The sequence below is a fragment of the Leptolyngbya sp. NIES-2104 genome, assembly GCF_001485215.1.
Lineage (GTDB): Bacteria > Cyanobacteriota > Cyanobacteriia > Leptolyngbyales > Leptolyngbyaceae > Leptolyngbya.
This window is the reverse complement of record NZ_BBWW01000001.1, coordinates 301,093-314,426: the sequence shown is the minus strand read 5'-3', so window position 1 is coordinate 314,426 and position 13,334 is coordinate 301,093. Positions and strand designations below refer to the sequence as shown.

The window sequence follows — 13,334 nt, the reverse complement described above, 5'->3', positions numbered from 1 at the left end:
TCTAGCGGTTCAAGCCTTGGCTTTCTCTGAGGAGTTCATAGTAGGCTTGGGCGGTGTCTTTCATGTATTGATATTCGGCTTTGACGCGCTCGTATTGGGCATCGAGTGGAACGTGCAAATCGATTAAAAGATCGGGATTAAAGTCGGCGATTCGGGTTCCGATTAACGTTTCTCGTACAATGCGGACATAGACTTGACCCAGTTCTTCGACTTTTTTAATCAGTTTTTCGGTTTCGTCGATCGCTCTTTCGTAAATATCTAACTGCGATGAATAGAAATCAGAAACGGCGACGAGTTCAGCAATTTTGTGGATTTTGACCGATTGATTTTCGAGCGCAATCGTATCTTGTTCAAGCTTTAAATGTTCTTTGATTACAGGCGCGAGTTCTGCCATGACGCGAATCTTATTTTGACGGTGAGTGCGCGAAAGAAAGGTGGGCTGGACATCTTTCAAGTCGTGCCATGAGTAAATGTATTCAACTTCGCCTTTGTCGGTAATTGTGGGAAAGACGACTTGAACGCGATCAGGACCGCGAAACCGATGCGGTACAGCAAAATTTCCTAGCGGCAAATTCGGGTAGCGGTCTTCGGCTCCCTGCACAATAACGACATCGCTATCGCGGATTGTCCGAATCCGGTAATTCTGGTACTGCAAATATAAGTATGCAATTAGACCCATAAATAGAAAAACCAGCAGCAAATTCACCGCAAGATCTCCACACTTTATTTGTTCATTGTGACGAATTTGAGGGCGATCCCGCTACTGGATGACGTGAAAGAGTACTACTTGATGCAAAAATAGTGGAAATTGTAACGGTTTGTGTCTTATGCGATCGACTCTTCAGCGCTCTCCACTTTCAACTTTATGGCAAGACAGCCTCACTGTGTTTTGGGGCGATTGGCTCGATTTGCGGGTGAGAGTCACGCAGATTGTCGCTTCGGGGTTGGTGTCACCGTTGATTTACATTCTGGCGTTTGGATTGGGATTAGGCAGTTCGCTCGATACAGTGACGAAACCGAGCGCAGGAGAGAATTATCTGCAATTTATTCTGCCGGGAATGGTGGCGCTGTCTTCGATGGTGATTAGTTTCGGGGGCACGACGTTTTCGATTTGTGGCGATCGCTTATTCACTAAAACGTTTGAAGAAATTCTACTGGTTCCGGTTCATCCGCTCGCTGTTCACCTTGGCAAAATGATGGCGGGAATTATTCGCGGACTGCTAACGGCTGCATCAGTGATTCTAGTCGCAATCATTTTTACAGGTAAAGTATGGAGTTTTCTAAATCCATTATTCTTATTGGTTCTGATTTTAAATTGTGCTGTGTTTGCGGGTTTAGGTGTAATCATTGGCTTGAATGTGAAATCTTTAGAAGGCGTTGGGATTTATAATAACTTTGTGATCGTTCCGATGTCGTTTTTGGGTGGGACTTTCTTCGATGCGGCAACTTTGCCACCTGTGTTGAAAGCATTTGTATATTTATTGCCGTTGACGTATACGAGTCTGGGTTTGAGAGCGGCAGCGTATTTATCGATCGAACAATTTCCCTGGTTTGTGATTCCGGTCTTATTGGTAATGGCGATCGCGCTTTCGGCAGTGGGCGCATATCAGTTTTCACACCTGCAAGATTGAACTTCTGTATCGTTGTATTTCGCTCTATTACTTTCGATTTTCAATCTAGTGCAAACGCTCTCTGAATCTGAAGAAAAGATTAAACTCAGCATAGATTGGAAGGGCAAGCGATGGAAGTTCAAGAGCTACTACAACGATACGAATGGGGCGATCGAGATTTTTCTGGAGTGGATCTCAGTAATGCCAATCTGAGTCATCTAACGCTCGTGGATATCAATCTCGAAAACGCAAATCTAACAGGCGCGAATTTGAGTCGATCGTTTTTGATGAAAGCGAATCTCAAAGGCGCATTTCTCAACTGGGTAAATTTTCAATTCGTAAAGCTGACTGAGGGAAATTTAGCTGATACCGATTTCACGAAAGCGCATTTGAACGGCGCGTTTTTGGTCAAGTCGGACTTTTCGCGATCGCGCCTGAGTGGAGCCGATTTAAGTCATGCAAATCTGCGCGGAGCCATCTTAGAAGGTGCAAATCTCTGTGGTGCGAAAATGCTCAATGTCAATCTGCGGAGTGCCAATCTTCAAGGTGCAAATCTTAATTGGGCAAATCTTCAAGGTGCAAGACTCAGTGGAGCATCACTGCAAAATGCGTTCCTCAGTGAAACGAATTTGTCTGAAGCGTTCTTAAACGGCGTTGATCTGCGAGGAATCGACTTATCAGGTATCAACTTGAGTGCAGCAAAACTAAGTGGTGCGAATTTGGAGGGTGCGGCGTTATCGTTCACAAATTTTCGTGAAGCACGACTGCAAGGAGCGAATCTCGCGAATGCAAATCTAACGGGTGCGAATTTAGAGGCGGCTTTTTTGCACAGTGCGAATCTGCAATCGACAAATCTGAGTCGGGCAAATTTAACGCGATCGAATCTCAGCAATGTCCGCGTTCTGGGTGCCAGACTTGATGACACTCAACTTTCTGAAGCGGTCTTTTCCGATATGACTCAGCGGTATTTGGTGTTAGCACAGAATAAATTGCATCAATTCCAGTTGCAATGACTTTAGGGAGCAGGCAAGATGCCCGCTCCACTGAATCAATTACAAGCCACTTGCAAAGTTCTTGAACAATGCAAGGTTTGTTAGCAAGAAGTAAGCTAATGCTGCACCACCAATGCCACCCACCAAAAAGCCAGCCGCGTACTCATTCCAACCATGTCCGGTTTTGAGTTCTGCGGGCGGATTCGGAGTCGTAATCGTGGTCATCGGAGCCGGAGGATTACTTGCGCCGTAGAGCGAGATTGAAAGCGTCGAGATGATGATTAGCCCGATCGTAGAGAGCAATCCTGCCAAGTTTGCCAAGTCTGTATCGCGTAATGGACCCAGTTTCGCAAACGGTCCGATAATCCAGTAGCCGTGAGCTAAGCCAACTTCTAGACCACGCCGCAACGGGGAAAGACCTTCCCGGTACGCTGGAAGTGCATTGATATAAGAACGCACCAGCGGAGACGCATTAATCGGCGTTGCAAGGTTGCCATTTTGAATATCGTAAGCGGGGAAAATTACCTCTTTATTGCGCGGATCATCAGAGCGATCGGTCGCTTCAGGATGTCTAAGAATTTGCATAGATTAGATTGTCCTTTTCGCAAAGTATGGGGAGATTTTACGAGGGTGCGTTTTCACGCTTCATCACTCTGAAGACACAACTTTTTTTTTAGCCTTGATCGACTTTACTTTCGATCGCTTGTTGGATCGCCTCTGAAACATTGCTGAGAAAGTCGTAGCCAGTTTTTTGCTCTAACGCATCTACACTGATTCGATAGTCTCGCCAAGTTTTGTCTTTGATGCCATTGATATTCGGAACATCGATCGCAATCACCCGCGTTTTTCCGGTGACATCTGAAGCCGTTGAATTTGGCTTGTCCATTACAACGATTACTTTCCAGGTCGAAGCAGGAATCGAGATTTTTTGAGCACCGATCGTGCCTTTTTCGCCTGATCCGCCTGCCACGATGTAGAGTTCTTTTCCAGCGTTGACTAATCGGCGTGATTCGCTTTCTAGACCTTCCCACACGTCGCGATTGTTATCGGCGGTCTGCGGCACGATATTAGTCATCAAAAAGGTTGAAGAATTCGTTTGAGCATCTTTGGTGCGATCGGCAGAAGGGGTTAAATGACCGCGATCGTATCCACTGCCGTTGTAGTCGCTCGATTTGACTTGATACCAGCCTTTCGGCAAAGTTGTGTCAGGGCGAAAATCGTTAGAGCGGGGAACGGTTCCAAGCCAGCTTTTGTTGAGTTGCCAGCTTGACCAGTTCGGGATGTGTTTGCTGTTGTTGTATGAAATGACATAAGGACGGGCATTATCTGCAATCAGATAGTCATCTGCATTGGTAATATTCGAGGTGGCTTCGCTGGGAATGCCCATCGTGAGGTGAACATTTTTAGGAGGCAGCAGGGGTTGAGTGCCGATCGGAGTTTGTGGTCGATTCAGGAAGAGAATTAAGCCAACGATCGCAGCAGTGATGAGAGTTGCGATCGCAAATAGTTGCCAACGGGGTTTGAGCATATCGTCTATTTATCTTTTTGAGCTTATTATGCAGCGGATTTGGGGTTTCGTCGCGTTAAGATAGATTCTTAATCGGATGGCGAATCTATGTTACCGACTGATTTACTCATTCATCGCTTGAACGGGGAAGAGATTGTTCCGAAACGATTGCCGCTTGATGAGAAAATATTAGCGATCGCAGAAGAACTAATCACGCTATTTCAAGAAGCAAGACATGGCACGAAAGGCGAACTCAATCGACAACTGCAAGCGCTTGAAGGTGAAGAAACAGACTATCGACTTAAACGGGGTTTAGCGCATTTACTAAACGGTGCCTTTAGTACGTTTGAAACAGTGAGTCCGCTTGATCCAACGATGTTAAGAGAGCGAGTATTTGCGCTATCTGCACAGAAAATTCCGAGTGCGATCGAAACGCAAAATACGATCGATCAAGTTGCAGAGCAATTAAGCCAAGAATTAAATTCTGAAGTGTTTCCAGAACAAGTCAAAACTGGCTTGTATGCCGATTTACCAGAGAATCAGATTCTAATTGAATTTGAAGCGCCCACTCCTGAAGCATTGGTTCATCGCTACAATCTATCGCAAGTTCAAGGGGTGTTTTATCGTGCTAGTCACATGGTGATTAATGCTCACCGTAATGATCCAGGACAGTATAAATTATTGTTCCGGTATATGAAACTGTTTCAGTTGATGACTTACATCGAAGGAGATGCAGATCATGGATTTACTTTAACGATCGATGGTCCCACGAGTTTGTTTAAGCCTTCGACGCGCTATGGACTCGCGATCGCGAAATTACTTCCTGCTTTGCTGCATGTCACCCGATGGAGTTTAGCCGCAGAATTGCAGATTAACGATAGCTATTCTGGCAAGACGAGACAGGGGAGATTTGCGATCGATTCAGATTGTGGATTGATCAGCCATTATCCACCCGGAAAGACTTACGATAGTTTGTTAGAAGAAGGATTTGTCGATCGATGGAACAAAGCAAAAACCGAATGGCGATTAGAACGCGAAGTCGATTTAATTCCAATTCCAGGCAGTGTCATGATTCCAGATTTTCGGATTGTTCATCCTGATGGTAGAACCTTCTTAGTTGAGATTGTCGGGTATTGGCGACCGGAGTATTTGCGGAAGAAATTTTCTCAGGTTCGTCAATCGGGGAGAGATGATCTGATTCTGGCGGTGTCAGAGCGATTGAATTTAGAAAAAGCTGGAGTCAGGATTGCAGATACTCCAGCGCGAATTGTTTGGTTTAAGGATCAGTTGCTACCGAAAGCGGTTTTAGAAGTGTTGGAGCGGTGATAAGATGCGTCTTAAAGCAGATCTAGTGCGTGCTTTAAAACTTCTCGCTTCGTTCGCGCCCGCCCCGGAATAGAATTCGGGGCTAACAGTGCGAAGTCCTTTCAGGACTGAAGATGCTGAATTTGGCTTTTAGTCCCCTTCAGTGGACTTCGTTCAACTAGCCCCGAAATGGAATTCGGGGCGGGTGAACAACGCAGAGAAAAGGCTTTAAAGCGCGTCCTAGTGCAAACCCCTCATTTCTAGAACGATCGACGATCGATTAAATCTCACGTTGGATAAATCATCTGTTCCGGTCGCACGATTTGATCGAATTCTTCACCTGTTAAAAATCCCATTTCAATACAAGCCTGTCGCAATGTTGAATTCTCCTGATACGCCTTGTAAGCAACTTTTGCAGCTCGATCGTATCCAATCTTTGGATTCAGCGCTGTTACTAGCATCAACGAATTTTCGAGAAACTGATTGATACGATCGCGATTCGGCGCAATGCCCACCACCATGTGATCAGTAAACGAAGAGCAGGCATCGGAAAGAATACGAATCGAATGAATCAAATTGTGAATTAACACAGGCTTAAACACATTCAGTTCAAAGTTCCCCTGACTTGCAGCAATTGCGATCGCGCTATCATTTCCCATCACTTGCACACACACCATTGTCATCGCTTCACACTGTGTTGGATTGACTTTTCCCGGCATGATGGATGATCCAGGTTCGTTTGCAGGTAACACTAACTCACCTAATCCACAGCGCGGTCCTGACCCCATCCAACGTAAGTCATTCGCAATCTTCATCAATGCACAAGCCAGCGTTTTAATCGCTCCACTGGTAAACACGATCGCATCATGCGCGGCTAGTGCTGCAAACTTATTTGGCGCACTCACAAACGGCAACTCAGTGAGCCTAGAAATCTCAGTTGCCGATCGCTCTGCAAACTCTGGATGTGTGTTAATTCCAGTTCCAACCGCCGTTCCTCCGATCGCTAACTCATACAATCCGGGTAACGTGGCTTCGATGCGAACAATTGCTTGATCTAACTGTGCAACATAGCCCGAAAATTCCTGCCCTAATGTTAACGGCACAGCATCCATCAAATGAGTTCGCCCGATTTTGATGATTGCTTCAAACTCGTTCGACTTCTCCTGCAACGCATTCCGAAGCTTTCTCACCATCGGTAACAATCGCTGATGAATTGATTCTGCTGCTGCAATGTGCATCGCAGTCGGAAAAGTATCATTCGAGGACTGCGACAGATTAACATGATCATTCGGATGAATCGGCTCTTTGCTGCCTAAAACGCCACCTGCAATCTCGATCGCACGATTTGAGATCACTTCATTTGCATTCATATTCGTCTGTGTGCCGCTACCAGTCTGCCAGACAGACAATGGAAAATGATCATTGAGCTTGCCTTCGATCACCTCATCTGCGGCTTGAATAATCAAAGTGGCTTTCTCAGGTGGTAACTTTCCTAACTGTTGATTGACGATCGCGGCTGCTTTTTTCAAAATGCCAAAGGCTCGAATCAACTCGGTCGGCATCTGATCTTGTCCGATCGCGAAATACATCAAAGACCGCTGGGTTTGAGCGCCCCAATATCGATCGCTCTCCACCGCGATCGCGCCCATGCTATCGGTTTCAGTTCTCGTTGTCATTTGAAAAATTCCTTGTGCGATCGAGCAATTTCTAGACTACGGGATTTCGCACATTACAGCGCAAAAACCGTTCTCAAAGCGTCGTCGATCGCACTTAAAAGTTTTGGCTCCAAATTGCCCCGAACATTGATTAATCTGAAGCGATGATCAATCGGTCGAGTCTGCAAACAATCTGCGATCGATTTTTTCGATAATCCATTTGTGTCTGAAGGCTCGATTTCGACGTTCGTTGCAATTCTTGCTTTTTTCTCGCTCCATTCTGTAATCGGAACAACTTGAATCACTGGAACTCTAGCGTTATAGATGTTATTCGTCACAACAATACAAGGGCGAGTTTTCCCCGTCTCAGAACCCTTAGTAGGATTTAGATTGACATTCACAATCATGCCGCGTTGCAATACTGTCATTCTGTCCAGTCCGACAATGCCGCCTCCGTCAACGCTTGCACCTCCAAATCTTCCTCGTAAAGCTCAGCATACAAATGTGCAGACTCGATTAATCGTTCTTGCTGCAATGCTTGTTTCAGTCGAGCCAGTGCAGTCCGAACAACCTCATGTTGGTCTTTGAAGCCGTATTGCTGAAACTGGTTCAGAAACTCAAGCTGCGATTCTTCTAGAATCAATTCGGTTGAAATCATCACTTTTCCCTCCATTACCTGTATTTTAGCTGAGCAACAACCGATCGCTTAACGATCGACCACTAACCCATCTTTGACATGAATCACCCGCTGAGTCTGAGCCGCGACATCCGGTTCGTGTGTCACAATCACGATCGTAATTCCCTGCTGATTCAACTCGGTTAACAAACTCATCACTTCTAGTGAAGTCTGAGTATCCAATGCTCCGGTTGGTTCATCGGCTAGAACGAGTGCCGGACGATTCACTAATGCACGAGCGATCGCGACTCGCTGCTGTTGTCCTCCTGAGAGCTGATTCGGGCGATTTGATAACCGTTCTGCAAGTCCCACACGAGTCAGAGCTTCTGCGGCTCGATGTTGTCTTTGCGATCGCGGAATTCCGGCATACACCATCGGCAACATTACATTTTCAAGTGCAGTCGATCGATTGAGTAAATTAAACTGCTGAAACACAAAGCCAATTCGCTGATTGCGAATAAAAGCAAGTTCATCATCATTTAAGGTTGTTAGATTTTGACCTTCTAAAACATAGTGACCGTCAGAAGGTCGATCGAGGCAACCGATAATGTTCATCAAAGTTGATTTACCTGACCCAGACATACCCATAATCGCCACATATTCACCTTCCTCGATCGTCAGATCAATGCCTTTGAGTACTGGAACATCAATGTCACCTAATCGATAGGTCTTGATAACATTTTCCATCCAAATCATGGTTGCCATTGTTCAATCGCTCCGGAGTGCTGCAATCGGATCAAGTCGGGCGGCATTTCGAGCCGGAATTACACCCGCAATCAAGCCAACCACTAGAGCGAGTGTTAGTCCTGATGCGATCGCAAATCCTGAAACAATAAACGGAAAGCTAAAAACACTAGAAGCAGCAAACGCAAGCCCTAATCCAACTGCAACCCCGATCGCACCTCCTAACATCGAAACGAGAATTGCTTCAGTGAGAAATTGACTAAGAACCGCGCTGTTAGTTGCCCCGATCGCTTTTCTAATCCCGATTTCGCGAGTTCGTTCAACCACCGAAACGAGCATAATGTTTGCGATCCCAATTCCGCCTACGATTAGAGAAATTCCAGCGATCGCGCTGACTAGAATTGTGAACAATCCCACCACGCTACTAAAGGTATTGATAATATCAACCTGATTGCTGATGCGAAAATCATCAGGCTTCGGTGGATAAATGTTATGTCGAATTCTCAGAAGATTCGTCACTTGAAACTGTGCCGCTTCAAGCTGAATTTGATCTTTTGCTTTCACCCAAAATCCACTAATTGCCCGACCATTGAGCGAATTATTTCCCACAATGCGCGAAGACATATTTGTCAAAGGAATGTAAACGCGATCGTCTTGATCTTGTCCACCGACTGAGCCTTTCGGTTCTGCAACTCCAGTTACCCGATATCGATTGTTTTGAATCCGAATATTTGCCCCGATCGCAGGTTCTCCAGACGAAAATAAATTATCCCGTACTGCACTTCCCAGCACCACGATCGAATCTGCATTCCGCATCTCTTCTTGAGTAAAAAATCGCCCTTCTTGCGGTTTGATTTCTTTCACATCCGAATAGTTCAAATCAATGCCTAAAATCGAAGTAGACGTGTTCTGATCGTTATAAACAACTTGCCCACCTCGTTGTAAAAATGCGGTTACTCCCTCAGCCGCCGGAACCTGTCGCCCTACCGCTTGAGCATCTTCGAGCGTGAGCGTACTCGCTGATCCTGATCCTTGACTAATGCCACCCGATCGAGCAACACCCGACAGCACCAACATGACATTCGTGCCTAATGCTTGAATCTGTTGTTCAGTTGCTTTTTGTACTCCTTGCCCTACTGAAGTTACTGTAATCACCGAAGCAATCCCAATGATGACTCCTAACATGGTTAAACTCGTGCGGAGTCGATTACTCCAGAGTGCTTCCACTGCCATTGTAAAAATTTCCAGCAGTGAAATCGGATGCGATCGCTTTCCCATACACCTAACCTCCTCCCCGTCTATTACCGCCAGAAGATCCGCCTCCAGGCGCACCCGGAAACACAGAAGGAGTTCTCGATTGTGGTCGCTCTCCTTGCGGGAAACTAATCAGCACTCGATCGCCTTCTTTTAGTCCCGACTCAATCACTGTTTTGTCATCCACGCTGGCTCCGGTTGTAATCTTCTGAAATCTCGGTCTACCTTCACCTGCAAGCAATACTCCGGTGCCTTCTGCTTGACGCACGATCGCAACGGTTGGAATCACCAAAGCATTATCAAGCTTACCGACATTGAACTTCACATTCGCATTCATCCCCGCTTGCAGATTGTTCTGCGGATCATCGATCGAAGCTTTGACTTCAAAATTGGTGACATTTTGATCCACCGTCGATTGTTTCGCAACTTGTACGACGGTTCCCGTAAAAGATTTACCCGGAAACGCATCAGCTTCGATCGTCACTCGCTGCCCGATCTTCACCCGCGAAATACTCGTTTCTGGCACTTTTGCGACAACCTGATTGATCGAAGCTAACGCCAAAATCGAAGAAGAAGTCGCAGAAGAGACAGCACTACTCGATGTGGTCGGGGTCACGAATGATCCTGGATCAGCAAATTTCCGCGTAATCACTCCCGCAAATGGAGCGCGAATAATCGTGTCATTAATCTGAGTTTGAACCGTTTTTAATTGTCCTTGAGCGTTCATGACTTGAGCACGAGCCGCTTCGATGTCCTCTGAGCGATTCCCTTCCTGCTGCAAACTTAGAGATTGTTTTAATTGCTCCACCTGAGCACGAGCCGCTGCTATCTCTTCTGGACGAGTTCCAGATTGCTGAAGATTCGTCGCCTGTTTTGCTTGTTCCACTTGAGCACGAGCGGTTGCTAATGTCGTTCGGGAAGTATCAAATTCGCGCTGTGATAATGCTCCTGAACTAAATAACCTTTGATTTTGGTTATAGGTTAATTCGGCTTGTTGTAAGTTTGCTTCCGCTGCGGCTAACTGCGATCGCGCTTGAGCAATTTCTTGAGGACGATTGCCCGCGACTAACTTATCTAAGTTCGCCTGAGACGCTGCAAGCTGTGCCTGAACTTGAGCAATTTCTTGAGGGCGATTACCGGATTCTAGTTTCTTCAGATTTGCTTCAGCATTCGCGACCTGTGCTTGTGCCTGAATCAATTGTCCTTGAAAATTGGAATCATCCATGTAAGCCAGAATTTGACCTGCTGTCACTCGATCGCCTTCTTTCACCAATAGTTGCTTTAGCACACCAGAATTTTTAGGACTCACATTCACCGATTGGGCAGGCTGAATCGTTCCATTCGCAGAAATTGTAATTGGAGCATCGACGCGCTCCGCAGTCACAGTTTGCACTCGTCGTCGGACATCTTGCCTTTGAGCAGATGTGTATTGATTGTATGCGAAATATCCGCCCCCGAATAGAATGCTGAGTCCAATCAGCCAGACTGCCCACTTCGGTAGCTTTGTCGGTATCTTCGGTTTCACGATCGCCCCTTGTTTCACGGATGCTGTCCCCCTTATTTTTAGATCGAAGCCACAATGGTCACACTGGACTAGCTCGTCCCTTAGTGTATTGAATCCCTGGTGTGTTAGACAGTACGATCGACCAATCCGTTCACCGCTCCCGTTACGATCTGTTAAGCGGTACGCTTGATTTTCAAATGATCTCAATGATACTATTCAACGATTTAGTGATACTATTTGCCTCTTAGCTAGTTCTAGGCTTTGTAGCAACGAAGCAAACAGACATATGCAAATCGTCATGATTCAATCTGTAACTCCGCCGATAGGTATACATCATTGAGAATAGACAGGGCGTAAAGTAGCTCTTCCCTATAGGATGAACGGGTTAAGAATACAGAAATCACTTTCCGTAAGCGTTGTATAAATTTAAAGTTTCTGTGAAGCTATGTGTTCCAGATTGCAAAGTAGAATGTTTGTCATTACAGTCTAGCTGGAGTGTATTACCTCATTCAATGCAAGTTGCAGTGGATTTGAAGTAAGTCTAAGCAAGTTAAATGCTGCATTTGTCAAGGAGTGTAACATTGCACTTCACTTGAGGTTCTCACTTTTATCCAAGTTGATCAGGAAGAATCTACCGCGCCTTGTTTCTCAAGGCATTGCTTTTCTAAGAGTGCAAACTTTCTTTTTTAGAACATTGTTCTTCCTTGTTAGGAAAGCGATTTTACAGTGCTCTTCCTGTGTTGCCCCACACTTACGGAGCTAATTCACCGATGCGTGACTTGTTACTTTACTCAAGTTGTCTGAGTTCTTATCCTTTAGATTTGCGCGATCGAGAACAGTTTCAGCCCTTAGCAGCCTTGCGGTTAGACCATCAAAAGCTAAGGAACTGCTTGATCCCAGCAAGGAACTCATTGCATTGATAGAGATATCGCTTCTCGCTCAGGATTATTGAATCATCCGTTTTGTGTTCTCTAACACAGCAAGTAATCGCATTTGCACTCAACACTGATTCTATCGCTAAGCTTAAAAGCCATGAGTCATGGTTGCTTAGAGGCAGTTCAAATAATAGCTTAGTAAGAAAGGCTAATCGGTCTTGGAACTGTTAGATAACAGTCAGAAGTGCTTGATAAAAGCTTAGAGCATTGTTCGCGACGAAGAGCTGTTCAATGAACCGCTAAATTTGCTGTTCCTGGAAATAATCATCTAGCTCGCGCTGCGGATTTTGACTCCATCATCCGGCAGGCGTGACTTCGCTCAAAAGATCATCAGGAGTTTCACATGTCTTCATTCACCAAAGCCCCTCAGCACTCTGGCATCTTGCCGCCTGCTGACAGCCGTTCAGTTACTGTTGTAATCCCTTGCCTCAACGAAGAAGGTAATTTAGAATTATTGTTCTCTTCAATCAACCAAGCCTTTGAAAAGCTCGGATTTACGCTACCTGTTCTTTTAGTGAACGATGGAAGCACAGACAACAGTGCTAAAATTCTTGCCCAGTTAGCACAATCTTACTCCTTCTTGAAGGTTGTGCATCATCCTCGTCGCCGTGGTGTGACAGAGGTGTGGAGAACTGCTCTATCTCACGTCGAAACAGACTGGATCTTTTGGGGACAAGCAGATTTAGAATCTGATCCAAAGGTTGATTTACCCCTACTGCTTGAAGCTTGCGAACCAGGAATTGATGGTGTTGCAGGTTGGCGGCAAGGTCGAGGAGACGGAAAAGTATTCGCATCAACATTCGCCAATACTGCCTGTCGGCTTGTGTTTGGTCTAAACATTCATGATATGAACTGGATCAAGCTCGTTCGCCGAGACATTCTGATCAATCTGCCGATTCAAACTGTAACGCATCGCTATCTACTTGCTGTGTTAGCAGCAAAAGGACATTCCATTACAGAGACACCGACACCTTGGTATCCCCGCTACACGGGAGACAGTAAGTTTGGTAAGCGTAGACTTGCAACTTCTGCGATCGACTTTTCAAGAGTGTGCTGGTGGTTCTTTGTGCAAAGACGGATTCAAGAAATCGAACGATATGGACACGCGATCGCTCAAGGGATCAAGGTCGGGTTCCAAGCCGGGAAAAAGACATTTTATCTACATCTCGATCGCGAAATTGTTCGTGAGCCGTAGCGATCGCTTGCTCTATT

13 protein-coding genes are annotated in these 13,334 nt (G+C 45.7%); 4 read left to right on the top strand and 9 right to left on the bottom strand.

Features of this window, described 5'->3' with window-relative positions:
• Position 1: 1 nt before the first annotated feature.
• The gene (locus NIES2104_RS01585; RefSeq protein WP_156426842.1) at positions 2-706 is read right to left on the bottom strand and encodes a hypothetical protein; all 705 of its coding nucleotides are present in this window, start codon (positions 704-706) and stop codon (positions 2-4) included.
• Positions 707-827: 121 nt separating this feature from the next.
• Between NIES2104_RS01585 and NIES2104_RS01580 the strand changes: the two genes are divergently transcribed.
• Both NIES2104_RS01580 and NIES2104_RS01575 read left to right on the top strand, forming a co-directional pair.
• Positions 828-1,631, top strand: a complete 804-nt coding sequence (locus NIES2104_RS01580; RefSeq protein WP_058995113.1) for an ABC transporter permease — start codon at positions 828-830, stop codon at positions 1,629-1,631.
• Positions 1,632-1,741: 110 nt separating this feature from the next.
• A complete protein-coding gene (locus NIES2104_RS01575) occupies positions 1,742-2,623 on the top strand; it encodes a pentapeptide repeat-containing protein (protein WP_058995112.1) in 882 nt (293 codons plus the stop codon).
• A 39-nt stretch (positions 2,624-2,662) separates the two neighbouring features.
• Here the strand turns inward: NIES2104_RS01575 and NIES2104_RS01570 are convergent, their stop codons facing one another.
• Positions 2,663-3,187, bottom strand: a complete 525-nt coding sequence (locus tag NIES2104_RS01570; protein WP_058995111.1) for a photosystem I reaction center subunit XI — start codon at positions 3,185-3,187, stop codon at positions 2,663-2,665.
• Positions 3,188-3,275: 88 nt separating this feature from the next.
• Positions 3,276-4,130 (bottom strand): DNA/RNA non-specific endonuclease, encoded by an 855-nt coding sequence (locus tag NIES2104_RS01565; protein ID WP_058995110.1) that lies wholly within the window; start codon positions 4,128-4,130, stop codon positions 3,276-3,278.
• 87 nt (positions 4,131-4,217) lie between these two features.
• Here NIES2104_RS01565 and NIES2104_RS01560 point away from each other — a divergent pair, with 87 nt between their 5' ends.
• Positions 4,218-5,435: a DUF790 family protein gene (locus NIES2104_RS01560; protein WP_058995109.1), complete on the top strand. Its 1,218-nt coding sequence runs from the start codon at positions 4,218-4,220 to the stop codon at positions 5,433-5,435.
• A gap of 266 nt (positions 5,436-5,701) precedes the next feature.
• Here the strand turns inward: NIES2104_RS01560 and fumC are convergent, their stop codons facing one another.
• From fumC to NIES2104_RS01530, 6 genes are read right to left on the bottom strand one after another with little or no spacing between them, the layout of a single operon-like run.
• On the bottom strand, positions 5,702-7,090 hold the full coding sequence (gene fumC / locus NIES2104_RS01555) for a class II fumarate hydratase (RefSeq protein ID WP_058995108.1): 1,389 nt from the start codon (positions 7,088-7,090) through the stop codon (positions 5,702-5,704).
• Between the two features lie 53 nt (positions 7,091-7,143).
• Positions 7,144-7,497 (bottom strand): type II toxin-antitoxin system PemK/MazF family toxin, encoded by a 354-nt coding sequence (locus NIES2104_RS01550; RefSeq protein WP_058995106.1) that lies wholly within the window; start codon positions 7,495-7,497, stop codon positions 7,144-7,146.
• Entirely contained in the window at positions 7,494-7,727 is a 234-nt protein-coding gene (locus NIES2104_RS01545; protein WP_072218153.1) for a hypothetical protein, read from the bottom strand. The genes NIES2104_RS01550 and NIES2104_RS01545 overlap by 4 nt, the downstream gene beginning before the upstream one ends.
• Before the next feature lie 48 nt (positions 7,728-7,775).
• Positions 7,776-8,450, bottom strand: coding sequence for an ABC transporter ATP-binding protein (locus NIES2104_RS01540; protein WP_304607997.1), 675 nt, complete (start codon positions 8,448-8,450; stop codon positions 7,776-7,778).
• Between the two features lie 3 nt (positions 8,451-8,453).
• The gene (locus NIES2104_RS01535) at positions 8,454-9,707 is read right to left on the bottom strand and encodes an ABC transporter permease (RefSeq protein WP_058995104.1); all 1,254 of its coding nucleotides are present in this window, start codon (positions 9,705-9,707) and stop codon (positions 8,454-8,456) included.
• A gap of 4 nt (positions 9,708-9,711) precedes the next feature.
• Positions 9,712-11,208 (bottom strand): efflux RND transporter periplasmic adaptor subunit, encoded by a 1,497-nt coding sequence (locus tag NIES2104_RS01530; RefSeq protein ID WP_059001507.1) that lies wholly within the window; start codon positions 11,206-11,208, stop codon positions 9,712-9,714.
• A 1,257-nt stretch (positions 11,209-12,465) separates the two neighbouring features.
• On the opposite strand from NIES2104_RS01530, the gene NIES2104_RS01525 reads away from it, so the two are divergent.
• A complete protein-coding gene (locus NIES2104_RS01525; RefSeq protein ID WP_058995102.1) occupies positions 12,466-13,317 on the top strand; it encodes a glycosyltransferase family 2 protein in 852 nt (283 codons plus the stop codon).
• Positions 13,318-13,334 lie beyond the last annotated feature (17 nt).

Bases quoted from the DNA above. Each gene is read 5' to 3' on its own strand.
- NIES2104_RS01580 (WP_058995113.1), top strand. From the start codon at position 828: ATGCGATCGACTCTTCAGCGCTCTCCACTTTCAACTTTATGGCAAGAC.
- NIES2104_RS01575 (WP_058995112.1), top strand. From the start codon at position 1,742: ATGGAAGTTCAAGAGCTACTACAACGATACGAATGGGGCGATCGAGAT.
- NIES2104_RS01570 (WP_058995111.1), bottom strand. From the start codon at position 3,187: ATGCAAATTCTTAGACATCCTGAAGCGACCGATCGCTCTGATGATCCG.
- NIES2104_RS01565 (WP_058995110.1), bottom strand. From the start codon at position 4,130: ATGCTCAAACCCCGTTGGCAACTATTTGCGATCGCAACTCTCATCACT.
- NIES2104_RS01560 (WP_058995109.1), top strand. From the start codon at position 4,218: ATGTTACCGACTGATTTACTCATTCATCGCTTGAACGGGGAAGAGATT.
- fumC (WP_058995108.1), bottom strand. From the start codon at position 7,090: ATGACAACGAGAACTGAAACCGATAGCATGGGCGCGATCGCGGTGGAG.
- NIES2104_RS01550 (WP_058995106.1), bottom strand. From the start codon at position 7,497: ATGACAGTATTGCAACGCGGCATGATTGTGAATGTCAATCTAAATCCT.
- NIES2104_RS01545 (WP_072218153.1), bottom strand. From the start codon at position 7,727: ATGATTTCAACCGAATTGATTCTAGAAGAATCGCAGCTTGAGTTTCTG.
- NIES2104_RS01540 (WP_304607997.1), bottom strand. From the start codon at position 8,450: ATGGCAACCATGATTTGGATGGAAAATGTTATCAAGACCTATCGATTA.
- NIES2104_RS01535 (WP_058995104.1), bottom strand. From the start codon at position 9,707: ATGGGAAAGCGATCGCATCCGATTTCACTGCTGGAAATTTTTACAATG.
- NIES2104_RS01525 (WP_058995102.1), top strand. From the start codon at position 12,466: ATGTCTTCATTCACCAAAGCCCCTCAGCACTCTGGCATCTTGCCGCCT.